This window comes from Gordonia aurantiaca (genome assembly GCF_039939235.1).
Taxonomy (GTDB): Bacteria; Actinomycetota; Actinomycetes; order Mycobacteriales; family Mycobacteriaceae; genus Gordonia.
On record NZ_JBDUUF010000016.1, the window covers coordinates 27,159 to 50,596 of the forward strand.

Sequence of the window (23,438 nt, forward strand, 5' to 3'; positions counted from 1 at the left end):
GGCGTGAGGTGATGTGCGAGGGCGCCGGAACGAATTACGGTTGAGCGATGACGCGTGAAGTGCAGCCCGATGAGTGGGACTACCAGCTCGGCGCGAACTCGGAGGTCGGAACGCTGCGTGCGGTGATGCTGCACCGTCCGGGCGATGAACTGCGCCGCCTGACCCCGCGCAACAGCGATCAGCTGCTCTTCGACGGCATCCCGTGGGTGGATCGCGCGCAGGAGGAACACGACGCGTTCGCCCAGGTGCTGCGCGACCGCGGCGTCGACGTCTACCTGCTCGGCGACCTGCTGACCGAGACGATCGCGCACAGCGGCGCCGCCCGCATCCAGGGCATCGCCGCCGCGGTCAGTCCGCGCCGTCTCGGCGCGCACCTCGCCGAGGACCTCGCCAAGCACCTGAGAGGCCTCCCGCCGGCCGAACTGGCGCACGTCCTCACCGCGGGAATGACCTTCGACGAACTGCCGATCACCCCGTCCGCGGAACGATCCTCGCTCGTGCGGCGCATGCACCACGGGCCGGAGTTCGCGATCGAGCCGCTGCCCAACCTGCTGTTCACCCGCGACAGCTCGTTCTGGATCGGGTCGCGGTTCGCGATCACGTCTCTCGCCCTGCCCGCCCGGGCCCGCGAGACCTCGCTCACCGACCTGATCTACGCGCACCACCCGCGGTTCACCGGTGCCCGCCGCGCCTACGAGTCGCAGGTGGCCCCGGTCGAGGGCGGCGACGTGCTGCTCCTCGCGCCCGGCGTCGTCGCGGTAGGGGTGGGCGAGCGGACCACACCCGCGGGCGCAGAGGCGTTGGCGCGCAGCCTTTTCGACGACCATCTCGCCCACACCGTGCTGGCCGTGCCGATCGAGCAGCGGCGCGCGTTCATGCATCTCGACACCGTATGCACGATGGTCGACGTCGATGCGGTGGTGATGTACCCCAACATCCGTGACCACATGACCGCGTTCACGCTGGAACACGATGTCGACACCGACACCGTTCACGTCGGCAACGAACGGCCCTTCGTCGAGGCCGCGGCGGAGGCGATGGGCATCGAGAAGTTGCGGGTCATCGACACCGGACTCGATCCTGTCACGGCCGAACGCGAACAGTGGGACGATGGGAACAACACGCTGGCCCTGGCGCCGGGCGTCGTGGTCTCCTACAACCGAACCGTGGAAACCAATCGGCGACTCCGCGATTCGGGGATCGAGGTCATCGAGATCGAGGGCCGCGAACTCGGCTCGGGGCGCGGCGGACCCCGATGCATGTCGTGCCCGCTGGCACGAGATCTGTTGTGAGGTAAGCACAGGATGAGCTCGTTGTTGTCGCATCTGCGGATCGACCCGGACTCCGACCGGCCGCCCTATGAACAGGTGCGGCTGCGCATCATCGACCTCATCGCCGACGGCACCCTGCTCGCCGGCGAACGGCTGCCGACCGTGCGGGCGCTCGCGTCGCACCTCGACCTGGCGGCCAACACCGTCGCGCGCAGCTATCGCGAACTCGAGGCGGCCGGGGTCATCGAGACCCGCGGTCGTCAGGGATCGTTCATCAAGGCCGGCCGTAACGACGCTTATGATGCGGGTTTCGCGGCCGCCAAGCGCTATGTCGAGACCACCCGTGAGCTGGGGCTCGACGACGAGACGGCCGTCGAACTGGTGAGGCGGGCGCTGGGCAGGACTTGAATTGTCCCCACCGACATTGCTTTGGTGGACCCATGACAAGTGAACAGATCGTGCCTTCTGATCGTGGGTCTGCCACCGGGCGTGGGCGCAGTCTGGGGAGGCGGCCTGATCGGGCACGACTCGATCCGGCGGTGTTCTCGATCACTGCGCTCATCGTCATCGCCTTCGTCCTCTGGGGAATCGCGGACTCCGACAGCCTCAATTCGACCAGTGCCGATGCACTCGGGTGGATCACCACCAACCTGGGATGGCTGTTCATCCTGGCCGCAACGGGTTTCGTGATATTCGCCGTGTGGCTCGCGGTGTCCAAGTACGGACGCATCCCGCTCGGACGTGACGGGGAGAAGCCCGAGTACCGCACGATCAGTTGGATTGCGATGATGTTCAGCGCCGGAATGGGTATCGGCCTGATGTTCTTCGGCGCCTACGAACCGCTCTTCCACTTCGTGAGCCCGCCGCCGGAGATCGGTGCCGACGACATCCGCGCGGCGATGGCAACGACCATGTTCCACTGGGGATTTCATCCCTGGGCGATGTATGCGGTGGTCGGACTGGCGCTGGCGTACAGCACCTTTCGGCTCGGACGCACGCAGCTGATCAGCTCGGTTTTCGAGCGACTGTTCGGCGCGCGGGTGTCGAACGGCCCGGCGGGCAAGGTGATCGACATCCTCGCGATCTTCGCGACGTTGTTCGGCACCGTCGCCTCTCTGGGCCTCGGCGCGCTGCAGATCGGTTCCGGGCTCGACAAGGTCGGGTGGGTCAACGAACCCACCAAGCTGCTGCTGGTCGGGATCATCGCGATCCTGACCGCCGCGTTCGTGGCGTCGGCGGTGTCGGGCATCGCCCGCGGTATCCAGTGGTTGTCGAACATCAACATGGTGCTGGCCGTGGTGCTCGCGGTGTTCGTGTTCGTCGTCGGCCCGACCATCTTCATCCTCAACCTGCTGCCGACCACGCTCGGCGCCTACGCCACCGATCTGACGACCTACGCGGCGCGTTCGGATGCCACCGTGGCCGGGGAGGCGGCGCAGGACTGGCTCGCCGACTGGACCATCTTCTACTGGGCGTGGTGGGTGTCGTGGACCCCGTTCGTCGGGCTGTTCTTGGCCAAGATCAGCCGTGGCCGCACGATCCGCGAGTTCGTCGTCGGCGTCATGGTCGTCCCGACGACGGTGTCGCTGGTCTGGTTCTGCGTGTTCGGCGGAACCGCCATCCGCGAGCAGATGACCGGCGTGCTGGACTTCGACGCCGCGAACGACGCCAGTGAGGACACCCTGTTCGACGTGCTCGCGAACCTGCCGTGGTTCGGTTTCGCATCGGCTCTGGTGATGGTGCTCGTGGCGATCTTCTTCGTCTCCGGCGCCGACTCCGCGTCGCTGGTGATGGGCACGCTGTCGCAGCGCGGCGCGGAGGAACCCTCCCGGCTGCTCACCGTGTTCTGGGGTGTGCTGACCGGTGTGGTGGCCGCACTGCTGCTGGCGATCAGCGGTGACGACGCGCTGGAGGGCATCAAGACGATGGCCATCATCGCTGCGCTGCCGTTCGTGCTGGTCATGATCGGCATGTGCCTGTCGCTTTACCTCGACCTGCGGCACGATCCGCTCATCGTCTCGCGGACCGTGCTGACGGCACGGGTCGACGAGCATGTCCGGGACCAGGCCGCGGCGATCGCGACCGGTGAGCTCGAGGCAATCGACCCGGACGCGATCCGGCACCTCGAGAAGATCGAACCGGAGATCATCGAACAGGCGAACGGGGATCAGGCGGATGAGGTACCGGTGAGCGTGGCGGACGACGCCCCGGACCGCGACGGCTCGCCGGCCTGAGGTTCAGCCCCAGCTCGGCAGCCAGATCTGTTGGCGCCAGAGTCCCGGTGAGATCGGGGACGCGGTGAGGATAGGCCACAGCCACACGAAGTTGGTGACCACGAGGGCCGCGTAGACGCTGATCACGATGAGCGCCAGCGCGCGTCGTTCGGGGCGTCGTCTGGCCTGTGCGGCCGCCGACCGGAGCAGGTCGCCGCAGCACAGCGCCAGACCCATCACCAGGAAGGGTGCCAGCACGGTGGCGTAGAAGAAGTACATCTGCCGGTCGAGGGCGAGGAACCAGGGCAGGATGCCCGCGAGGTATCCGGTGAGGACCGCGGCGTAGCGCCAGTCGCGGCGCACGACCCACGACCACAGTCCCCACAGGAGCATCGGCAGCGACAGCCACCACAGCGCGGGGGAGCCGATCAGCATCTGCGCCCGCACGCACTCGCCGGCGCCGCACTGGTCGGGGCCGTTCTCGATCGCGTAGAGCATCGGCCGGAGGCTCATGGGCCACGTCCACGGCTTCGACTCCCATGGATGGTGGTTTCCGGCCGAGTTCGTCAGGCCCGAGTGGAACTCGAGAATGCCGGACTCGTAGTACCAGAACGAGCGCCACGCACCGGGGATCCACGACCAGGGCCCGCCGGTGCCGATGGCGTTGCCCTCCTCGTACCGGTAGACCGCGGTCTCGCTGTTGAACCACGGGATGTAGCACAGGAAATAGATGACGACGGGCATCACCGCGAGACTCGCCCCCGCCGGGATCACGTCGCGAACCAGCGTGCCGACCCACGGGCGCTGCACGTGATACGCACGGCGGGCGGCGACGTCGAAACCGACCGCGAGCAGCGTGAAGAAGACGACGTAGTACAGGCCCGACCACTTGGTGCCGCAGTTGAGACCCAGCATCACGCCGGCGGTGAAGCGGTACCAGCGGAACCCGAGTCGCGGGCCGAATCTGCTGTCGCCGATGCGGCCCTCGAGGTAGGCGCGGTACATGCGTTCGCGGACCTGGTCGCGATCGGCGATGAGCGCGGCGAACGCCGCGACGACGAAGAGTGTCTGGAAGATGTCGAGCATGCCCATGCGGGACTGCACGAAGAGCACGCCGTCGCAGATGGCGAACACGCCGGCGATCGCGCCGACGAGCGTGGACCGGGTGACGCGGCGCACCGCGCAGTAGACGAGCATGACGATGAGGACACCCGAGATCGCCGGGGCGACACGCCAGCCGAGCGGTCCGTACCCGAACACCGCCTCGCTCGCGGCGAGCATCCATTTGCCGACCGGCGGGTGCACGACGAGGCCGTAGGCGGGGTTGTCCTCGATCCAGTTGCCGCCGGTCAGCACCTGCCAGCCCTGCGGGACGTAGTGCTTCTCGTCGAAGACCGGGGTGCCCTGATCGGTGGGGTGGCCCAGATTCCAAAAGCGGGTGATCCCGGCGATCAGGGTGATGACGAGCCCGACCAGGAGTCCGCGGCGTCGGTCCGGCGCTCCGAACAGCGGCGCGGGCACCTCGGGCCCAAGGCGCGGCGGGATCGGTGACGGGGCCTCCACCCCGGCGGGCACACGGGTGGCACGCTCGGCGGTGATGGTCACCCGCTCGATCCTAGTGGGCCCTCGTAAGCTGACTGACGATGAACTCCGCCGAGACCGACCACGACCCCGTCGCCCAGCCGACCCCCGCAACCGATCCGACCACCGGTCGGCTCGTGCTGGCCGCCACACCGATGGGGCAGGTCGACGACGCGTCCCCGCGGTTGCGGGCGGCGTTGCAGACCGCCGACATCGTCGCGGCCGAGGACACCCGCCGGGCCCGGTCGCTCGCCGCGGCGCTCGGCGTCGAGATCGGTGGCCGTCTGGTGAGCTACTACGACCAGGTCGAGGCCGCCCGCACCCCCGGGCTGGTGGAGGCGATAGCCGGCGGCGAGACGGTGCTGCTGATCACCGACGCCGGCATGCCGTCGGTCTCCGATCCCGGCTACCGGATCGTCGTGGCGTGCGCGGAGGCCGGCCTGCCGGTGACCGCGCTGCCCGGCCCGTCGGCGGTGACGACGGCACTCGCGGTGTCCGCGCTGCCGTCGGAGCGGTTCTGCTTCGAGGGATTCGCGCCCCGCAAGACCGGTGCCCGCGCCGAATGGCTCCGCGAACTGGCGACCCAGCCCCGCACCGCGGTGTTCTTCGAATCGCCGCATCGGCTGGCCGACACGCTCACCGCCGCGGCCGAGATCCTCGGACCCGACCGGCGTGCCGCGGTGTGCCGTGAGATGACCAAGACCTACGAGGAGGTCCGGCGTGGGACGCTCGCCGAACTCGCCGAGTGGGCCGCCGGCGGGGTGCGGGGCGAGATCACCGTTGTCGTCGCGGGAGCGGTCGCCGCCGAAGCAGACCTCGACGACCTGGCCGACCGCGCCGAGGCGCTCGTCGCCGGCGGGATGCGGTTGAAGGAGGCGTGCGCGGCGGTGACCGACGGGACTAGTGCGTCACGGCGCGACGTCTACCAGACGGTCCTTCGAAGGCGGAGCGCTGCTCGGGATTGACCCGCAACTCGACGCGCGGCGCCAGCCGGTACGGGCGGCTGGCGACCAGCGCGCCGACCACCCGGCGCAGCCGGGACAGTTCCGCGCGGACGCTCACGGTGTGGTTGTCGTCGCCGAAGAGCATCATGCTCAACTGCTGTGACGTCAGACCGTGTTCGCCGGCGTCGGAGAGCAACAGGAGGATCTGGGCGTGGCGCGGCGTCAGCACGGTGCGCCACGGATCGCCGTCGCCGGTGACCGTGACCGCCGGTTCGCCGTCGAGGTCGAGTTCGGCGACGACCGGGCCCGCAGGGCCGGCCGGACGCACCAGCCATCCCATGCCGAGCCGTTCGACGACGCACATGCCGAGCCCCGGCACGAACTGGCGCATGTCCTGCGTGGGCGCGGCGACGCGCACCGGCGGGGTGCAGCCGCGGCCCTCGGCGACCCAGCCGTCGTCGTCGACGAGCAGGCCGGGGCCGTGGAGACCGGCCAGCTGAGCGCAGCTGTGATAGCGGAGCTCGGCCAGCGTTCGCTGGTGGGCGAGGGTCACCTCGTGCTCGGCGAGGGCCGCGAGCGCGGTGGTGAGCGTCGACGCCGCGGGCTGCATGTGCATGGCAGGCCCGGCGAGTCCGGCGACCGCGACCATCTCTCCGGTGCGCGGGTCGTGCACCGGGGCGGCGGTGCAGAACAGCCCGTGCAGCGATCGCGAATAGTGCTCGGCGCCGAAGATGCGGCAGCTGTGCCGGTTGCGGATCGCGAGCCCCACCGCTGTCGTCGCCGCCGAATCCTCGTCCCACCGACTGCCCTCGACGAGTCCGAGCCGGTCCGCCTCGGGGAGCACCGTGCGCGAACCGCCGCGCCACAGCATCACGCCGTCGGTGTCGAAGATGCCCAGCGCCATCATCGGGTCGTCGGCCGAGGCGGCGAACACCCGCTTGATCGTGTCCATGGCGTGCCGGACCGGGTTGGCGGTGCGCCGCGACTCGAGTTCCTCGCGGCTGATCAACACACGGTGATGGTCGTCGACGGTCGACGGATGGTCGGTGGCCTGCACCCGGTTCCAGGACTCGACCACCTCGCCCGCGAACCGGGGCGGTGGCGTCGCGCCGGACATGATCGCCTCGCGGTCGCGGTTGATCTCCCGGGCGAGCTCCGTGAGGTCGGTGGTCGCCTGGACGGAGATGGTCATGAGGGAGATGTTACCGAAATGCCCGATCATCTCCGGTGATCGACCGCCCGATCGGTGCTGGTGTCGACGATGCTGGCGGCCTTGTCGAGACACTCCTGCCACTCGGAGAGCGGGTTTGAGTCGATGGTGATGCCGCCGCCGACGCCGAGTCCGAGGGATCCGTCGGGCGAGATCTCGACCGTGCGGATCGCGACGTTGAGGTCGAGCGCTCCGTCCGGCCCGGCGACGCCGATCGCGCCGCAGTACACGCCGCGCGCGTCGGCCTCCCAGTCGGCGAGCAGCTCCATCGCGCGCAGTTTCGGGGTGCCGGTCACCGAGGCGGGCGGGAACGTCGCGGCGAGCACGGCGTCGTTCCCGGTGCGCGGGTGCAGGATCGCCTCGACCGTCGACACGAGGTGCCACACACCGGGTGCCGGGACCACCGACAGCAGCTCGGGCACGCGGACGCTGCCGGTCGCCGCGATGCGCCCGAGGTCATTGCGCACGAGGTCGACGATCATGATGTTCTCGGCGATGTCCTTCGCCGACGCCGACAGCGCATCGGGATCCGCGTGTGCCGGCAGCGTGCCCTTGATCGGCGATGACGAGATGATGTTGCCGGTGCGACGCAGGAAGGTCTCCGGCGACAGACTTGCCACCGCACCCCAATCCCCTTGGAGGAAAGCGGCTTTCGCAGGCACGGTGGCTCCGGCCAGGTCGGCGAAGAAATCCACCGGCGTCCCGGTGAGCGCCCCGGTGAAGCGGGTGCACACGCATGCCTGGTACACCTCTCCCGCCCGGATCGCCTCGAGGCACTGCTCGACGGCCACCAGGTGCGGGTCCCGGTGCGGCGCCGACCATTCGGTGGACGTGGGTTCCCCGGCGACACCCGGCGGCGCGTCGAGCGCCGCGCGGGCCCAGTCCGGGATGCCACTGCCGCGGACGGACCACTCGCCGTCGCGCAGGACGAGAACGCCGTCGGTCAGGCCGCCCGCGGTGTGCGGCAGCGCCGACTCGTGCGACCGCACCGGGAATCCGAGGTAGCCGAACCAGTACCGGTCCGGGCGGTCGGGCGGTGCGCACCCGGGCACCACCTCGACCGAGGGCGCGATGACGGCGTCGGCGCCGAGCCAGTCACCGATCAGCGCCGCCGGTGGCGGGAGCCCCCGGCCGCGGGTCTCGGCATGCAGAACCCGGAGGACGTCGAGCGCAGGCGCGGCCATGTGCGGCGGGGTCGGTCAGTTCTCGTAGCGCGGGAACACCGGGGACGGTTTGGGCAGCGGGGTACCGGGCGCCAGCCGCGTGGTGACCGCGGTGAACAGACGATCGTCGCCGACGGCGAGCAGATCGAGGATCTTGCCGGTCGACTCCGGCATCACCGGCTGGGCCAGCAACGCGACGATGCGCACGACCTCGGCGCAGATGTAGAGGACGGTGCCGGTGCGCTCGAGGTCGGTCTTGGCGAGCTTCCACGGCTCCTGCGACGAGATGTACCGGTTGGTCTCGGCGAGGGTCGACCACAGCGCCTCGAGCCCGAGATGGATCGCCTGGTTGTCGAAGTGTGCCCGGACCTGCGGCAGCAGCCCGTCGGCCCGCTCGAGCAGCGTCTTGTCGACGTCGGTGAGCTCACCCGGTTGCGGGACCGCGCCGTCGAAGTACTTGCCGATCATCGACAGGGTGCGCTGGGCGAGGTTGCCGAACTCGTTGGACAGGTCGGAGTTGATCCGCGAGACGATCGCCTCGGCCGAGTACGAGCCGTCCTGGCCGTAGGAGACCTCGCGCAGGAAGAAGTAGCGCACCGGGTCGAGGCCGAACTCGTCGATGAGGTTCTCCGGGTCGACGACGTTGCCGACCGACTTCGACATCTTCTCGCCCTTGTTGAACAGGAAGCCGTGCGCGAACACCCGCTTGGGCAGTTCGATGCCGGCGCTCATCAGGAAGGCGGGCCAGTACACGCAGTGGAACCGGATGATGTCCTTGCCGATGATGTGCAGGTCGGCCGGCCAGTACCGCTCGAGGGTCTGTGGGTCGTCGGGGAACCCGGCGCCGGTGAGGTAATTGGTGAGCGCGTCGACCCACACGTACATGACGTGTTCGGGGTGGTCGGGGACCGGGACACCCCAGTCGAAGGTGGTGCGTGAGACCGACAGGTCGGTGAGGCCGCCCTTGACGAAGCTGATGACCTCGTTGCGCCGGACGTCCGGGCCGATGAAGTCCGGCCGCGACTCGTACAGCTCGAGGAGTTTGTCCTGGTAGGCCGAGAGCCGGAAGAAGTAGGTCTCCTCCTCGGTCCAGGTGAGCACGTGGCCGGTGTCTTTGGCGATGCGCTCGCCGGCCTCGTTCACGACGGTGTCGGACTCGGCATAGAAGGCCTCGTCGCGGACGTCGTACCAGCCGGAGTACTTGTCGAGGTAGATGTCGCCGCGCTCGGTCATCCGGCGCCACAGTTCCTGCGAGGCCCGCTTGTGGTCTTCGTCGGAGGTGCGGATGAAGCGGTCGAAGCTCGAGCCGAGACGTTCCTGCAGGGCCTGGAAGCGGTCGGAGTTGCGGTCGGCGAGCTCCGCGGTCGGGATGCCCTCGGCCACCGCGGTCTGCTGCATCTTCTGCCCGTGCACGTCGGTGCCGGTGAGGAACCGGACGTCGAAGCCGTCGAGGCGCTTGAACCGGGCCAGGGCGTCGGCCGAGATGTACTCGTAGGCGTGCCCGATGTGCGGTGCGCCGTTGGGATAGGCGATCGCGGTGGTGACGTAGTACGGGCGGCCCGCACCGTGGGAGGTGCCGGAAGCGGCCGTACCGGACAGATCAGGGCTGGTCAGATCGGGTGCCATAGTGATCCACAGAGTACCGACCGGCGGTGCGCCTCAGCCAATCGCGTGTCGATTGCGGGTCGGGCCGATCACAACCGGTGCAGATCACATCGGTGCACGTCCGGCACGGACAGCAGTGTCGCAAATGCCGTGTTAGCGTGCCCTGTCCGTTGTGAGTGATCCGGCTGGGCGAGCCGGTCGGATCGGTCGGGGAGGTTGTTGTGAGGTCGGGTTTTCGTCGTCTGTCGGTCGTCGTCGGAGCGGTGCTCGCGGCGGGAACGCTGTCGTTGACGGACGTCAGTGATGCGCATGCGGTTCCCGTCGATGGTTGGACCGACCGCGAATCGTGTGCCCGGGCGCTCGCGCCCGGACAGGTGGTGCCGGTTTCCGGCCCCCGACACCGAGCGAATGCGTCGCCGTGGCGCAAGGCGCGGGGCGGTGCGGCCGGTTACGAGCAGTCCTACCAGGTGACGTTCACGCAGGTCCGGGTGACCAAGGTGACCCCGTGCCGAGGTGGTTCGCAGATGGTGAGCAAGAGGTACGAGGGCGGCTGGATGACGGTGAACAGCCGCGTCGACCGCTCCCCGGGCGCGGCCAAGCCTCGGCGGGTGCTTCCGCCGTCGAAGAAGGAATGGGTCGTCCGTTCGCAGCTGAACTGCTCGCCGAGCTGGTGCGCACCGAGGTAGGCCGGCACCTCACCCCTTTCGGCTCCGTTCCCGGATGTAGTGCGCCGTTCGGCTGACCGTCTCGTCCCGATCGGCGGTCAGCCGTTCCAGTGCCGGCGACGCCGCGTCTGCGGCGAATTCGGCCAGTGCTTGCACCAGCCGCAGCCGGACCGCGGGGTCGGGGTCGTCGCCGAGCCTGTCGACGAGCACGCCGACGATCCGCCGGCCGTCGCCGAACGTGGCGAGGATCTCTGCGGCCTCGACGTCGCCGTCCCCGGCCGCGATCAGTTCGACGAGTGCGGGTACGGCGGGTTCGCGGCCCAGACGGCCCAGTGCCGACGCCGCGGTCCGTCGCACGACGGGATCGGTGTCGGTCAGCGCCTCCTCGAGCGTGCGGACCGCGCGGGCGTCGTCGACGTGGGCGAGTGCGGCGACCGCCCGGCGCCGGATCAGCGGATCGTCCTCTGCCGCTCCGGAGAGCAGGGGGCCGAGCGAATCCGGGAGCTGGGCGAGTGCCCACCGCAGCGCGCCCGCGACATTCGCGTCGGATTCGACCAGCAGGGCCTCGGCCAGTGGCTCTCCCGGCACCCCGAGTTCGTTGGCGCGCAACGCGGCCCGCTGGCGGTGCGCGGCGTGTTCCGAACGCACGCCGCGCAGCAGTCCGACCACGTCGAGCACCGTCGGCCAGTCTTCCGGCCGTGCCGACCGGATCTGCCGGAGCCGCGCGAGCAACATCGTGTCGGCGGCCATCCGGGCCTGCGTCTCACGGATCAGCCGGTCGGTCAGCTCCTCTGGGGAGAAGGCCGGGTCGTCGAGCGCGCGCGACGTCGCGCAGCGAAAGACCCAGCGACCGAAGGCTTTCCACCTGTACGAGACGTTCGAGGTCGGCGTCGGAGTATTCGCGGTACCCGCCCGTGGTGCGGCCGGTCGGCCGGACGAGGCCCAGGGAGTCGTAGTGGCGCAGCATCCGGTTGCTCACACCCGAACGCCGCGCCACCTCGCCGATCAGCATGGGCCGCCCCGGTTCCGGGTGGTCGTCGCGAGGTCCAGCTCATGCGCGAAGTCGCTGTCCGGATCGTCGAGCAGCCGAAGCGTCGCCTCCGCGTGCGCGCGCACCTCGGGCTCGGGATGCGACCGCGCCCGCATCAGCGCCTCGCGGGCGGGGTCGTCGAGCGCGGCCAGTGCCCGGCCGAGGCTGCGACGCGCCTCGAAGTCGCCACGACCGAGCTCGGTGGCCAACTCCGTTGCGAGAGCGGTCTCCTCACCCGGCGGGACGAGGACCACCGCGGCCCGCCATGCCGCACGCGCGACCTCGGCATCGTCGTCGTGGAGCAGTGCCGCGGTGATCGACGGCCAGGCCGCGCGATCCCCGATCTTCGACAAGGTGTGCAGGGCCTGGCTCCGCGTCTGCGGCACATCGGCTTCCAGCGCGGCGACGAGCTGCGGGACGGTGACCTCGGCCGGCAGCCGGGTCAGTGCCCAGGTCAGCATGTCCCGCACGAAGAAGTCCGGTTCGACGCCGAACCGCGCGACGAGGGCGTCGACGAGCCCCGGGTCCGGCTGCGTCCCGGCGGCCATCGCCGCACGCAGCCGCGTCGACGGGTCGGGTGCGCCGAGCGCGACCTCGAGCGATCGGGTGGTGGGTGTTCGGTGATCCATGGGTGCACCTCCTCGTCACCCACCCAAGACCTTGACACGGTGCGAAGGTCAATACCTCAGATCTCGCGCCGGTAGGGCTCGCAGCCGGGCGGCGCCTTCGGCGGCTCCCGGTACTCGATGTCGGGGATCTTCATCGTCACCGGCGTCTCGCCGAGCGTGAACTTCTCCCCGTGGTGCGCGAGTTCGATCGGCGGACCGGACAGCAGCCGGTAGGTGGCCTGCTCCTTGTCCACCGCGACGACGATCTTCGACCCGCGCACGATCATGCGGAAGGACAGGTAGGTCAACCGGTTCGGCAGTCGCGGCGCGAACGTGATGTTCCCGCCGAAGTCGCGCATGCCGCCGAAGCCGGCCACACAGTCCATCCACGCCCCCGCCAGCGCGGCGATGTGCAGTCCGCTGCTGACGTTGTTGTGCAGGTCGTGCAGGTCGGTGAACACGGACTCGGCCAGCAGGTCGTAGGCCAGGTCCAGGTAGCCGACCTCGGCGGCGGTGACCGCCTCGCAGCACGCCGACAGCGACGAGTCGCGGACCGTGATCGGGTAGTAGTAGTCGAAGTTTCGCAGCTTCTGCTCCGGCGTGAACGAGTCGCCGAAGAGGTAGGTGGCGAACACCAGGTCCGCCTGCTTCACGACCTGCTTGCGATACAGGTCGTAGTACGGATAGTTCAGCAGCAGCGGATACTTGCCCACCGACGACTCGAAGTCCCAGGCGCCCAGCAGCGTGAACGACTCGCACTGCTGGTGCACGCCGAGACGTTCGTCGTACGGGATCGTCATGTCGTCGGCGCACGCCTCCCAGTGCGCGGCCTCCGCGGTCGTCACCCCGAACTTCTCGGCGAGATCGGGCCGACGCTGCACCGCCTCGACCGCGTCACGCAGGTTCCGTTGCGCGGCGAGGTTGGTGAACAGGTTGTTGTTGACCACCGCGGTGTACTCGTCGGGGCCGGTCACACCGTCGATCCGGAACTTCCCGTTGACGTCGTGATGGCCGAGCCCGGCGAACAACCTCGCCGTCTCGACGAGGAGCTCGACGCCGCACTCGGTCTCGAACTGCTCGTCGTTGGTGGCGCGCAGATACCGGGCCGTGGCGTTGGCGATGTCCGCCGACACGTGCACACCGGCGGTACCCGCGGGCCAATAGCCGGAACACTCGTCGCCGTTGATCGACCGCCACGGGAACATCGCGCCGCGCTGACCGAGCTCGGCGGCGCGGGCCTTCGCCTTGTCCATCGTGGCGTGCCGCCACCGCAGCTCCTCGCCCGCGGCCGCGGGCACCGTGTAGGTGAGCATCGGCAGGATGAAACTCTCGGTGTCCCAGAAGGTGTGGCCGTCGTAGCCGGGGCCGGTGAGACCCTTGGCCGGGATGGCGCGGGACTGTCCGCGGGCACCGGCCTGCAGCACGTGGAACAGCGCGAACCGGACCGCCTGCTGAAGTTCGGGATCGCCGTCGAGTTCGATGTCGGCGTCGCGCCAGAAGTCCTCCAGGTAGCGCACCTGGTCGGCCTTCAGCGAATCCCAGCCGGTCTCCATCGCCATCGCGAGCGCGGCGTCGACCTGCGCGCGCAGCGCCGGCACCGACCGTCGCGCCGACCATCCGTAGCCGATGTACTTGGTCAGCGTCAGGCTCTTGCCGGCGGGCACGTTGGCCGCGATGGTCAGGCGCGCGAGATCGCCGTCGGCGCGGATGAACGTGTCGGCCTTGTCCGGGAAGTAGATCTCGTGGTCCATGCCGGCCGCCATGTGCAGACCGGACTGCTTGGTGTGGTGCACCAGCATGCCCCAGTAGTTGCGGCAGGTCGCCAGGTCCGAGACGAGCGGCGCGTCGAGCGCGGCCGCCAGACGCGGGTCGTTCCCGGGCGGCGGGACGGGCTCGTTCGCGAGCAGGTCGGACTGCAGCACGAGTTTCATGTCCTCGCCGATCGGTTCCACCTCGTAGCGGATCGCGGCGATGGTGCGCTTGGTGAACGAGACGAGGCGTTCGGACTTGATGCGCACCGTGCGCCCGGTCGGCGAGGTCCACACCGTGTGCCGGCGCAGCGTCCCGGTCCGGAAGTCCAGGGTCCGCTCGTGCTCCTCGGTACGGCCGTACCGGAGGTCCATCGGCTCGTCCTCGACGAGCAGCCGGATGATCTTGCCGTCGGTGACGTTCACGACGGTCTGACCCGACTCCGGGTAGCCGTAGCCGCTCTCGGCGTAGGGCAGTCCGCGTAGCTCGTAGAAGCCGTTGAGGTAGGTGCCCGGGTGATCGACCGGTTCCCCTTCCTCGAACGTGCCGCGCAGGCCGATGTGGCCGTTGGACAGGGCGAAGAGGGTCTCGGTGCGACCGAGCATGTCGAGGTCGACCCCGCCGCTCCACTTGAGCTGCCAGGGGTGGATCTCGAATCCGTGGCTACGTTCGGTGCTCATGCCGGCAGCAGCTCCGCGAGATCGTTGACGACGATGTCGGCGCCTGCCGCGCGCATCGCCGCGGCCTGGTTGCCGCCGACCCGGTCGATGCCGACGACGTAGCCGAACTCGCCTGCGACACCGGCCTGCACACCCGAGAGTGCGTCCTCGAACACCGCGGCCTGCGCCGGCGGGACACCCATCAGCTCGGCGCCGAGCAGATACGAGTCGGGCGCGGGCTTGCCGGCGAGGCCCCGCCCGGCGATGTCGATACCGTCGACGCGGACCTCGACGAACTTCGACAGGTCGGCTGCATCGAGCACTGGTCCTCCATTCTTCGACGAGGTGACGACCGCGATGCGCAACCCGGCGTCGCGGGCGGCCTCGAGGTATCGCACCGAACCCGGGTACGCCTGACCACCGTCCTCGGCCAGACTCTCGAGGAACATGTCGTTCTTCCTGGCGCCGATCGCGGTGACGGTCTGCGCATCGACATCCGTGATACCGCGCGAGGCGAGGAACGCGCGAACACCGTCCTCACGGGGCCGGCCGTCGACGTGATCGAGATAGTCCTGCTCGGTGAACTCGACGAACCCCGGCGCGTCGGTGCCCCCGGCCCGCTCGGCCAGGAACGCGTCGAAGGTCTTCTTCCACGCCTTGCGGTGGAGCACGGCGGTCTCGGTGAGGACACCGTCCAGGTCGAAGAGCGCCACGGTGATCACATCCGGCAATCCCAACACGATTCGCAACGCTACCCGCCCGAACCGGCCAAGGCGCGGTGAAGGGCCGGGCGCGTCACGCCGGGCGCGTCACGCCGGGCGCGTCATGCTGAGGTCGCGGCGGGGGACTCCTCGTCGTCCTCCCAGAACCCGATCGACTCGAGCTGCGCGATCAGGCGGTCGCGGGCGTCGTCGAAAGCGGCGACGATCTCGGCGTGGATCGCCTCGGTGTCCCCGGCGCGCAGCAGTCCGATGAGCCGCCGGTGACTCGCGATCGCCTCGCGGCCCCACTCGGGGTCGTTCGAGTACAGCTGCAGCGGGTTGTACTTGCTCGCCGAGTACTGGAACCACGCGAGCTTGCGGCTCCGCGCCATGAGGTGGACCTTGCGATGGAACGCGAACTCGGTGGACAGCACCTGGTCGGGGCGCCCGGCCTCGACGGCGAGCTCGAGGTCGTCGACGATCGCGGCCAGTTCGGCGAGATTGGTCTCGAGGTCCGGGTTCTCGGCGGCATGGGTGGCGAGGCGCGCGGACAGCTCGCCCTGCATCCAGAAGATGTCGACGATGTCGCCGCGGGTGAGGGTCTCGACGATGAAGCCGCGATGCAGTGCCTGTTTGACGAGTCCTTCACCGCGCAGCGTCGCGAGGGCCTCGCGCACGGGGGTGACGCTGCAGCCGAGCGCCGACGCGGTCTCGTCGAGTCGTACGAACTCGCCCGGCCGCAGGACGCCGGTCATGATGCGGGTGCGCAGGTAGTCGGCCACCTCGACTGCCAGCTGGGTCCTGTGCAGTGGTCCGGGGGTCATCGTTGGTTCCGTCCGTTGGTGTGGGGGTTGGTCACCGCGGTCTGTGTGGATCGGTTGGCAGGTGTTCGTTCGGCAGGTGTTCGGTCTGCAATTGTCCGGTCTGCACGGCGGCGCGCCTGGCGTCGTCCGTGTCGGCGTCGAAGCGGGCCCGGGCAACAACTCTGCCACCTGGCGACCGTGCGCACCGTGCGTCGGAACCGGTGCTCGTGGTCGGCGGACCATTCGATTCCGTAGATCGACCTTAACCGCTCGCCGGCCATCCCCCACGTGAGCAACCGGATGCGGGGGAGGAGCCGGACATATCGCCGGGGCATCGAGTAGGTGGAGAACACCTGCGCCGCCACGTCGCCGGCGGTGACGTGCTCCGGGTCGGACGACGCCGAGCGCGGCAGGGCCGCCGGATAGTCGCCTTCCACGTAGGCGACATAGGCGCGCAGCTGGTCCAGATCGGCCGGCCAGTCGCCGGGCGACATCTGAAGCAGCGTGCCGATGCGCTGGAACTGCTCGTACAGCCCGGCGACCGCGTCGTCGTCGAGCGGGCGGACGAACAGGCTGTAGGTGTCGACGATGCTGACGAACCAGGTGGTCGCGACCCACAGCTGGTTGCGCGGGTCGAACGCGGGACGCCGGCCCCCGGCCGGGGCGTCGGCCGGGACGCGGACCCGCGCGTGCACCCGGTTCACCTCGCGGGCCAGGACACGACGCTGCTCGTCGTCGCCGCACGCCGCGACCCGCAGGTAGTTCACCGTTCCCGCCCAGCGGCCGGCACCGCGGATGCCGTACACACCGCTTTCGACCTCGGTCGGCGCGACGCCGGGGTGGGCGAGCTGCATCAGCGCGGCCCGCGGCCACATCAGGTAGATCACCGGCTCGTGCAGGACCTGTGCGAGGTCGGGGTGGGAACGTCGCCTCCCGGTCAGACGATCACCCGGTCGTGCTTGATGCGGTGACGCAGGTCCCGCATCAGGAATCGGCTGCCGCCGAACCGGATCCATTTCGGCAGGAACTTGTTGACGATCGAGACGAACGTGAACAGGTGCTCGAACCGGCGCCGGTCGTCGGCGGTCCACTCGAGGCCGAGCTGATCGCGGAAGATCGGCGGCAGCGAGCCGATGGTGAGGAAGCGCAGCAGGTTCACGAACGGCAGCCGGATCAGCGGGTTGATCATCTTCAGGTCGACGAGGTCGTTGAGGAAGTCGCACGTCGTGTCGTCGATGACGATCCGCTGGCACGCGAGGTTCCAGTAGCGGTCGAAGTCCTTGCGGGTGGCCGGCCACATGTCCTCGGTGACCTGCAACGTGGTGCCCAAGGTCTTCGCCGACTGGTAGAACTCTTCGGCCTCCTCCTCGGTCATCAGCCCGTGCAGCAGCAGGTGCATGTCCTCGATCCCGACGAACAGGCATGCGGCGACCCACAGCTGCAGCTCGCGGTTGAAGGCGTTGTACTTCACCGGCGAGTTGGCGTCGGACTTGACGTGCCGGTGGGCGGAGTTCACCGCCTCCCGGAAGATCGCCTTCTCCTCCTCGGTGCCGAGGATCGCGACGGCGAGGTACTGCGCGGTGGTGCGGGCGCGTTTCCACGGGTGCTTCATCAGCGCGCCGGACTCGACCTTGGACTCCATCACGCCGTAGGCGACCTCCGGCCAGCCCAGTTGCATGACGACGTTGGCCGCGGCGCCGGCGAACGACCAGAAGTCGATCGCCTCCTGGATGCGCGCCGGTTTCCGCAGACTCGTCGCCCGGCGTTTGCGCGTGGTGATCTCGATGCGCGTGCGCGCCGTGGTGAGTTCCGGTTCGACCTCCTCGATCGCCGGTAGGTAACTCGCGGGCATGGCGGTCACTCCTTTCTGGCTGCTTTCGGTGGTGGGCTACTTCGTTTCGACGTTGTCGACGAGCCAGCGCCCGTCGGAGTGCTTGAGCGTCACCACCATCCGGTAGGGCTGCGTCTTGCCGTCCGGCGCGACGACGTTGCGCGCCTTCTGGTCGACGAAGAGCAGGACGGTCGCGGTGGTGCCGTCGTTGCCCTCGACCGCGGCGTGGGTGACCTCGGCGGTGGCCTCGCCCTTGCCGTCGGTGACGATCTGGGTGAGCGCGCGGACCATCTCGCTGTACTTCTCGGCGAAGTCCTTGGTGGACATCGCGGTGATGGCCTCGCGGTTGGCGTCGAGGTCCCGGTAGTCGAAGCTCGACAGCTTGACCGCGTAGTCCTTCGCGATGTCGAGGACCTGGCTGTCCGACGCCGACGATCCGGCGGCATCGTCGGTCGCGTACTGGTATCCGAAGAATGCGGCCAGGCCGGTCGCGACGGCGAGCAGGACCGCGAGGACACCGGCGAGGAGCGCGGTGCGGCGGGGCCCGGTCGACGTCGATGCCGGGTGTTCACGGTCGCGACGCGCTCGGCCGCGGGAGGGTTTCCGGCCCAGCGGCGCGCTGCGGGCGGTGGACTTCGCCGCCGCGGCGGTGGATTCGCCCGCGTCCTCGAGGTCGGTTGCGACTGTGTCGATCTCGTCCCGGGTTGTTGTGTCAGTTGCCATTTCGTGCCCTTTCCAGAAGTTCTTGCCACCACTGCAACAGCTCGAGGCCGTTCGGGATCAGCAGCGGGTCGTCGACGACGGGCGGACCGGACGGACGGCCGGGGTCCTTCCACGTGCTCGTGCCGAGGTCGTTCGGTCGCGGGGCGTTGACCGCGCCGCGCTGTTCGTAACCGTTGCCGGGCGGGCAGTACCGCGCCAGGTTCGGCGCCGGGGTGTCCAGATCCCCGACCGGGTAGCGCGGCTGGTCGTAGAACATGCACACCGGACCCTGGGTGCCGATGAGCGCGAAGTCGGCGCGGCCGTTCTTCACGATCGACCTGAGGTCGACGAGACCCTGCGGGATCGACTGCAGGCCGGTGGCCAGTGCTTGGTGGCGGTCGGAGATGATCGGTTCGACCACTGCGAGATTGGCCATCACGCCACCGAAGGTGCCGCGGTACTTGTCGAACAGCGCCTGCGTCCGGGCCAGGGATTCCGGCGACTTGTCGAGAAGGTAGTAGAAGACCGGCTGCTTGGAGTCGAGCTGGTCGGTGAACGTCGCGACACTGCGCATACCTGACTCGAAGGCCGCGGTGGTATCGCTCATCGCCGACAACACCTGGAGCCATTCGTCGAAGAGCCCCTTGAGGATCGGCGCGTTCCGGTTGACCAGCGAGGCCAGCGCGGTGCCATTCGAGACGAGCTTCGCCAGTGCCTTCTCGTCGTGGTCGAACGCGGCGTAGAACTCGTTGCCGATGGTGGTCAGGCTGCCGGCGCCGATGCTGCGCAGCAGCGACGCCGCGTCGGAGATGATCGCGTCCATCTGCTTGGGCTGCTTGTCCGCGGGAGCTGCGACCGTGTCCCCGGACCTCAGATACGGCGGGTTGTTGTTCGACGGGATGATGTCGACGCTCTGGATGCCGGCCATCGACGCCATCGTCACCTGCATGAACGAGTCGGCGGGGATCTTGGTGTTCCCGCGCACGACCAGTTCGATGTCCGCGCCGTCGGGGGAGAGGTCCACCGACCGCACGGTGCCGATGTCGACGCCACGCAGGGTGACGCCGGTGCCGGCGCTGAGACCGAACGCGTCGTCCATGCGTGCCTTCAGCACGATCTTGTCGCCGAAACCCTCCGGGCCCGCGATGAAGTTGACGCCGTACGGGATCACGATCGCCGACAGCGCCAGGAAGAGGATGAACTGCAGCATGCCGGTGCGGGCCAGCGGTCGCAGGACGCGGGTCCGGGCGGCGGCGAGTTTCGACGTCGTCCGCGTGGTGCTCATCGCGGGGCTCCTGATCGGGGTGCCGGGGTGGGTGTGGACGGAGTGGCCGGGGGCTTCGTCGTCGTAGGGCCGGACTTCTTCTGTTCCTGCTTCTTCTGTTTCTGCCCTGCGTTGTCGGGGCTCGGCTTGTCGGGGGCCAGTCCGCCGGACAGGATCTTGCGCAGGTCGTCCGGGCTGGGCAGTGGCTGACCCGACAGGAACACACCGCCGGTGAGGATCTTGTCGATCCCCCCCGGCACGTCGAGCGCGCCGTCGAACACGAGGTAGTCTCCCCGGATTGCGCGGTTGAAGTTCTTCATGAAGGCGTTCATGTTCTGCAAGGTCTGTCCGACCTGGTCGTTGAACGCCGCGAGCGCCTTCACCAGTTCGGAGGCGTCGCCGACCATGCCGTTGAGCGTCTCCTGGCGGCCGTCGGTGATGGCTGCGACGTTGGTGGACAGGCGCGTCGTCTGGCTCATGAGCTTCGCGATCTGCTCGCGCTGCGCCGCGAGGACCGACACGGCCTGCGGCACCTGGTCGAGGAAGGCGTCGACGGTCTGCTGCTGGGCGACGAGCATCTCGCTGACGTCCGCGGCGGCCCGCATCGCGAGGTTGAAGTCCTCGGTGAACCGCGATGACCGCGACAGAAGTCGGTTCAGCGTGTCGATGAGGTCGCCGACCTTGTCCGATTTGTTCTCGAAAGCCGTGTTGAGACTGGTCATCACCGATTGCAGTTGGCTGACGCCGCTCCCGCCGAGGACATTGCCGAGCGCGGCGAGGGTGCTCTCGATCTGCGGACCGACGTTGGTCTCCTTGAGCCCGAGGTGGGCACCGTTGGTGAGGTGCCCTTCCGGGTTCTCCGGTTCGCTGAGCCGGACGAACGGTGTGCCCAGTGCCGACGGCAGTTCGACGTCGAGGAGAGTGTTGGCCGGCAGGTCGGCGTCGTCGACGAGGGTCATGGTGATCTCGGCGTGGCGCTCGACGAGTCGCATCTCGGTGACCCGGCCGATGACCCGCTGGCCGTGGCGCACATCGGCTCCCGCGACGAGGCCGTCGGCGGTCGTCAGTTCGGCGGTGACCTCGAAGGAGTTGCCGCCTCCGGCGCCGACCGGCAGGTCCTGCAGTCCGTAGGAACACGCCGTCAGGCCCATCGCGGCCACCGCCGCGACCCCGGCGAAGCGAATCCCGTTGGCGCGCCTGCTGTCACGCACAGTCATCAGTTCCCTCCCTTCGGGGGCAGGGCTCCACCGGTGATGGCCGAGACGATGCCCAGCGGGTCGGACGTGCTGATCGGGAACGCGATCGGGTTGGTGAGTCCCGCCCCGGTGCACAGCGGCATCGGGAAGCGGTCGCACAGCGGCTTGAGCGTCTTGAACTGGGTGAGCGTGGTGGACACGTTCAGCCGGATGCGGCCGCGCCGGTCCGGACCGATGGTGCTCGACAGGTTCTGCATCATCAGCGGCGCGAGGTCCATGAACTCGGCGAGCCCCGCCTTGTTCTCGACGAGGGTGTCGCCGAGTGCCTTCAGGTTCTCCGCGACGACCCCGACGTCGTTGCCGTGCGCGAGCACGAAGGCGTTGATCTCGTCGAAGACCGTCTTGAGGTCGTCGATCGGTCCGCTGATGTCCTGGTTGGCCTGCGCCCACTGCTCGCTCAGCTTGCCCATCGACCGCACGAGACCGTCGAGGGAGACCTGCTTGGCGTGGAAGGTCTGCATCAGCGTGTTGAGGCTGTCGATGAGGTCCTGGATGTCCTCGGTGCGGGCGCCGAAGATGCCCGATGCAGAGGCGAGGCCGGACAGGGCCGAGCCCAGTTCCTCGCCGTTGCCCTCCCAGGTCTTCGCGGTCGCCGCGAGCAGCGCGCCCATGTCGTCGGGGTTGCCCTCGCCGTCGGGTGTGGCCGAGGGGCCCATGATCTTGGTGAGCACGCTGATGCTGTCGAGCAACTGGTCGAAGCTGATGGGGGAGTGGGTGCGGTCCTTGGGGATCGTCGCGCCGTCGGGCAGCTGGGGCCCCTCGGTGTAGGCCGGCCCCAGCTCCAGGTGGCGATCGCTGATCACCGACGGGTTGAGCACGTATGCCTCGACGTCGGCGGGCAGCGTGATGTGTCCCGGCATCGTCATGGTGACCTTCACGTGGTCCCCGGCGGGTTCGACCTCGGTGATCCGGCCGACCGGCACCCCGAGGATCGTGACCTTCGAGCCCGTGTAGAGGCCGTTGACGAAAGCGAAATCGGCGTGCACCGTGCGGATCTCGGGATCGCGTCCCCATACGTACCATGCTCCGGCGACGATCGCGGCCACGAGCAACAGCGCGGTGAAGATCTTGCCGCCGTAGCGCTTGCGCGGGCGGACCTCACGTACTTGGCGGAAAGTCATCAGCGGCACCCCTGCATCACACCGAGAACACACAGCATCCCGTCGGGGATGACCGCACTCGGTGACACGACGTCGGTCCAGTTTCCATTGCCGGTGGCATCGGTGATGGTGCGGATGGCCGGCGGCAGCTGGATCAGGATCCGGTCGATGTCGGAGACGTTGTCCTTGAGCGTCTTCGTCACCTTCTCGACGTTGGTGACGAGTTCACCCATGGGGATCTTCGGGAACGTCGCGGCCATCTGGTCGAGCACACTCCGCAGGTTGTCGGTGAGGCGGGTGAGCAGCACACGCCGGACCACGAGGGTCTGGACGATCGCCTGCGTGCTCGACATCGCGCTCGCGATGGAATCGTTCTGTTGCACGGTCACCTCCGCGACCCGTTTGGAGATCGCGAGCAGTTCGTCGAGTTGCTTGCCGGTGCCGGTGATCGCAGCCATCGCTCCGGTCGCACCCTGCATCGACTCGTCGAGCGTCGAGCTGCGCGGGAGGATCTCCTTCATCGTCGTGAACATGGCGCGCACCGCTGCCTCGTCGATGTCTCGCGAGGCCGTGACCGCGGCGTCGGAGATGTCGTCGAGGCTGTAGGGAACCGTGGTGCGGTCGAGCGGAATCGTGTTGTCCGGCCCGACCTTGCCCGAACCGGCCGGGATGATTTCCAGGTAGCGCTTGCCCAGGACGGTGCGCAGCCGCACCGATGCCCGCGTCTGGTTGCCGAGCGGCTGGTCGTTGTCGAGCCGGAATCCCACACGCACCCGGTCACCGGCGAGATCGATGGACTCGATGCGACCGGCGGGCACACCGGCCACCAGTACCGGGTCGGCGGTGGTGAGCCCGGAGGCGTTGGCGAGTTCGGCCTTGTACGGGCTGGTGTTGGTGAAGTAGGTGAGCTGCGGGATGCCGATCGCGATGAGCATCAGCGCGACCAGCGTGATGATGCCCGCGGTGCCGAGGACGGCGGGCGACGCACCCTGGGCACGCTTGTCGGACTTGAAGACGAACTCCAAGATTCCGACGAAGACGTCGATGAGCCTGACCAGAAACACGGGATCGGATTCCTACCTC

The 23,438-nt window shown here is 68.7% G+C and carries 20 protein-coding genes and 1 pseudogene; 5 read left to right on the forward strand and 16 right to left on the reverse strand.

What is annotated here, in order from left to right:
- Nucleotides 1–47: 47 nt before the first annotated feature.
- Genes ABFT43_RS21340 through ABFT43_RS21350 form a run of 3 tightly spaced genes read left to right on the forward strand, consistent with a single transcriptional unit; the run spans nucleotide 48 to nucleotide 3,505 of the window.
- Nucleotides 48–1,292 carry an arginine deiminase gene (locus ABFT43_RS21340; protein WP_347962267.1) on the forward strand — a complete coding sequence of 415 codons (1,245 nt, stop codon included), beginning with the start codon at nucleotides 48–50 and terminating at the stop codon, nucleotides 1,290–1,292.
- Nucleotides 1,293–1,304: 12 nt separating this feature from the next.
- Nucleotides 1,305–1,679: a GntR family transcriptional regulator gene (locus ABFT43_RS21345; RefSeq protein WP_347962268.1), complete on the forward strand. Its 375-nt coding sequence runs from the start codon at nucleotides 1,305–1,307 to the stop codon at nucleotides 1,677–1,679.
- 32 nt (nucleotides 1,680–1,711) lie between these two features.
- Nucleotides 1,712–3,505, forward strand: a complete 1,794-nt coding sequence (locus ABFT43_RS21350) for a BCCT family transporter (protein ID WP_347962269.1) — start codon at nucleotides 1,712–1,714, stop codon at nucleotides 3,503–3,505.
- A 3-nt stretch (nucleotides 3,506–3,508) separates the two neighbouring features.
- Here ABFT43_RS21350 and ABFT43_RS21355 read toward each other — a convergent pair whose 3' ends face one another.
- Entirely contained in the window at nucleotides 3,509–5,089 is a 1,581-nt protein-coding gene (locus ABFT43_RS21355; protein WP_457590210.1) for a dolichyl-phosphate-mannose--protein mannosyltransferase, read from the reverse strand.
- Between the two features lie 38 nt (nucleotides 5,090–5,127).
- Between ABFT43_RS21355 and rsmI the strand changes: the two genes are divergently transcribed.
- Nucleotides 5,128–6,030, forward strand: a complete 903-nt coding sequence (rsmI, locus tag ABFT43_RS21360) for a 16S rRNA (cytidine(1402)-2'-O)-methyltransferase (RefSeq protein ID WP_347962270.1) — start codon at nucleotides 5,128–5,130, stop codon at nucleotides 6,028–6,030.
- On the opposite strand, the gene ABFT43_RS21365 is transcribed toward rsmI, so the two are convergent.
- Genes ABFT43_RS21365 through metG form a run of 3 tightly spaced genes read right to left on the reverse strand, consistent with a single transcriptional unit; the run spans nucleotide 5,966 to nucleotide 10,008 of the window.
- Nucleotides 5,966–7,201 (reverse strand): sigma-54-dependent transcriptional regulator family protein, encoded by a 1,236-nt coding sequence (locus ABFT43_RS21365; RefSeq protein WP_347962271.1) that lies wholly within the window; start codon nucleotides 7,199–7,201, stop codon nucleotides 5,966–5,968. The genes rsmI and ABFT43_RS21365 overlap by 65 nt on opposite strands.
- Nucleotides 7,202–7,227: 26 nt before the next feature.
- Complete coding sequence (locus tag ABFT43_RS21370; RefSeq protein WP_347962272.1) at nucleotides 7,228–8,403, reverse strand: aminodeoxychorismate synthase component I; 1,176 nt, start codon at nucleotides 8,401–8,403, stop codon at nucleotides 7,228–7,230.
- 15 nt (nucleotides 8,404–8,418) lie between these two features.
- Nucleotides 8,419–10,008 carry a methionine--tRNA ligase gene (gene metG, locus ABFT43_RS21375; protein ID WP_347962273.1) on the reverse strand — a complete coding sequence of 530 codons (1,590 nt, stop codon included), beginning with the start codon at nucleotides 10,006–10,008 and terminating at the stop codon, nucleotides 8,419–8,421.
- 200 nt (nucleotides 10,009–10,208) lie between these two features.
- On the opposite strand from metG, the gene ABFT43_RS21380 reads away from it, so the two are divergent.
- Nucleotides 10,209–10,673 carry a hypothetical protein gene (locus ABFT43_RS21380; RefSeq protein ID WP_347962274.1) on the forward strand — a complete coding sequence of 155 codons (465 nt, stop codon included), beginning with the start codon at nucleotides 10,209–10,211 and terminating at the stop codon, nucleotides 10,671–10,673.
- A 9-nt stretch (nucleotides 10,674–10,682) separates the two neighbouring features.
- Here the strand turns inward: ABFT43_RS21380 and ABFT43_RS21385 are convergent.
- The 12 genes and pseudogenes from ABFT43_RS21385 to ABFT43_RS21440 all read right to left on the reverse strand — a co-directional run bounded on the left by ABFT43_RS21385 (nucleotide 10,683) and on the right by ABFT43_RS21440 (nucleotide 23,419).
- Nucleotides 10,683–11,664: pseudogene (locus tag ABFT43_RS21385) on the reverse strand (HEAT repeat domain-containing protein).
- Nucleotides 11,658–12,311, reverse strand: a complete 654-nt coding sequence (locus ABFT43_RS21390; protein WP_347962275.1) for a HEAT repeat domain-containing protein — start codon at nucleotides 12,309–12,311, stop codon at nucleotides 11,658–11,660. The pseudogene ABFT43_RS21385 and the gene ABFT43_RS21390 overlap by 7 nt, the downstream one beginning before the upstream one ends.
- Nucleotides 12,312–12,367: 56 nt before the next feature.
- Entirely contained in the window at nucleotides 12,368–14,719 is a 2,352-nt protein-coding gene (locus tag ABFT43_RS21395) for a glycoside hydrolase family 65 protein (RefSeq protein WP_347962276.1), read from the reverse strand.
- Nucleotides 14,716–15,438 (reverse strand): beta-phosphoglucomutase family hydrolase, encoded by a 723-nt coding sequence (locus ABFT43_RS21400; protein ID WP_347962277.1) that lies wholly within the window; start codon nucleotides 15,436–15,438, stop codon nucleotides 14,716–14,718. Before ABFT43_RS21400 ends, ABFT43_RS21395 begins: the two co-directional genes overlap by 4 nt.
- An 83-nt stretch (nucleotides 15,439–15,521) precedes the next feature.
- Nucleotides 15,522–16,223, reverse strand: coding sequence for a GntR family transcriptional regulator (locus tag ABFT43_RS21405; RefSeq protein WP_347962278.1), 702 nt, complete (start codon nucleotides 16,221–16,223; stop codon nucleotides 15,522–15,524).
- Nucleotides 16,220–17,218, reverse strand: a complete 999-nt coding sequence (locus tag ABFT43_RS21410) for an oxygenase MpaB family protein (RefSeq protein ID WP_347962279.1) — start codon at nucleotides 17,216–17,218, stop codon at nucleotides 16,220–16,222. Before ABFT43_RS21410 ends, ABFT43_RS21405 begins: the two co-directional genes overlap by 4 nt.
- On the reverse strand, nucleotides 17,140–18,054 hold the full coding sequence (locus ABFT43_RS21415) for an oxygenase MpaB family protein (RefSeq protein ID WP_347962280.1): 915 nt from the start codon (nucleotides 18,052–18,054) through the stop codon (nucleotides 17,140–17,142). The genes ABFT43_RS21410 and ABFT43_RS21415 overlap by 79 nt, the downstream gene beginning before the upstream one ends.
- A 36-nt stretch (nucleotides 18,055–18,090) precedes the next feature.
- Nucleotides 18,091–18,756 carry a hypothetical protein gene (locus tag ABFT43_RS21420; protein ID WP_347962281.1) on the reverse strand — a complete coding sequence of 222 codons (666 nt, stop codon included), beginning with the start codon at nucleotides 18,754–18,756 and terminating at the stop codon, nucleotides 18,091–18,093.
- Nucleotides 18,746–20,020: an MlaD family protein gene (locus ABFT43_RS21425; RefSeq protein ID WP_347962282.1), complete on the reverse strand. Its 1,275-nt coding sequence runs from the start codon at nucleotides 20,018–20,020 to the stop codon at nucleotides 18,746–18,748. Before ABFT43_RS21425 ends, ABFT43_RS21420 begins: the two co-directional genes overlap by 11 nt.
- On the reverse strand, nucleotides 20,017–21,216 hold the full coding sequence (locus ABFT43_RS21430; protein WP_347962283.1) for an MCE family protein: 1,200 nt from the start codon (nucleotides 21,214–21,216) through the stop codon (nucleotides 20,017–20,019). Before ABFT43_RS21430 ends, ABFT43_RS21425 begins: the two co-directional genes overlap by 4 nt.
- Complete coding sequence (locus ABFT43_RS21435; protein ID WP_347962284.1) at nucleotides 21,216–22,376, reverse strand: MCE family protein; 1,161 nt, start codon at nucleotides 22,374–22,376, stop codon at nucleotides 21,216–21,218. The genes ABFT43_RS21430 and ABFT43_RS21435 overlap by 1 nt, the downstream gene beginning before the upstream one ends.
- A complete protein-coding gene (locus ABFT43_RS21440) occupies nucleotides 22,376–23,419 on the reverse strand; it encodes an MlaD family protein (protein ID WP_347962285.1) in 1,044 nt (347 codons plus the stop codon). Before ABFT43_RS21440 ends, ABFT43_RS21435 begins: the two co-directional genes overlap by 1 nt.
- Nucleotides 23,420–23,438 lie beyond the last annotated feature (19 nt).

Coding starts and splice junctions, on each gene's coding strand:
- ABFT43_RS21340 (WP_347962267.1), top strand. CDS start 48: ATGACGCGTGAAGTGCAGCCCGATGAGTGGGACTACCAGCTCGGCGCG.
- ABFT43_RS21345 (WP_347962268.1), top strand. CDS start 1,305: ATGAGCTCGTTGTTGTCGCATCTGCGGATCGACCCGGACTCCGACCGG.
- ABFT43_RS21350 (WP_347962269.1), top strand. CDS start 1,712: ATGACAAGTGAACAGATCGTGCCTTCTGATCGTGGGTCTGCCACCGGG.
- rsmI (WP_347962270.1), top strand. CDS start 5,128: ATGAACTCCGCCGAGACCGACCACGACCCCGTCGCCCAGCCGACCCCC.
- ABFT43_RS21365 (WP_347962271.1), bottom strand. CDS start 7,201: ATGACCATCTCCGTCCAGGCGACCACCGACCTCACGGAGCTCGCCCGG.
- ABFT43_RS21370 (WP_347962272.1), bottom strand. CDS start 8,403: ATGGCCGCGCCTGCGCTCGACGTCCTCCGGGTTCTGCATGCCGAGACC.
- metG (WP_347962273.1), bottom strand. CDS start 10,008: ATGGCACCCGATCTGACCAGCCCTGATCTGTCCGGTACGGCCGCTTCC.
- ABFT43_RS21390 (WP_347962275.1), bottom strand. CDS start 12,311: ATGGATCACCGAACACCCACCACCCGATCGCTCGAGGTCGCGCTCGGC.
- ABFT43_RS21395 (WP_347962276.1), bottom strand. CDS start 14,719: ATGAGCACCGAACGTAGCCACGGATTCGAGATCCACCCCTGGCAGCTC.
- ABFT43_RS21405 (WP_347962278.1), bottom strand. CDS start 16,223: ATGACCCCCGGACCACTGCACAGGACCCAGCTGGCAGTCGAGGTGGCC.
- ABFT43_RS21410 (WP_347962279.1), bottom strand. CDS start 17,218: ATGGATCCGGTTCGGCGGCAGCCGATTCCTGATGCGGGACCTGCGTCA.
- ABFT43_RS21415 (WP_347962280.1), bottom strand. CDS start 18,054: ATGCCCGCGAGTTACCTACCGGCGATCGAGGAGGTCGAACCGGAACTC.
- ABFT43_RS21420 (WP_347962281.1), bottom strand. CDS start 18,756: ATGGCAACTGACACAACAACCCGGGACGAGATCGACACAGTCGCAACC.
- ABFT43_RS21425 (WP_347962282.1), bottom strand. CDS start 20,020: ATGAGCACCACGCGGACGACGTCGAAACTCGCCGCCGCCCGGACCCGC.
- ABFT43_RS21430 (WP_347962283.1), bottom strand. CDS start 21,216: ATGACTGTGCGTGACAGCAGGCGCGCCAACGGGATTCGCTTCGCCGGG.
- ABFT43_RS21435 (WP_347962284.1), bottom strand. CDS start 22,376: ATGACTTTCCGCCAAGTACGTGAGGTCCGCCCGCGCAAGCGCTACGGC.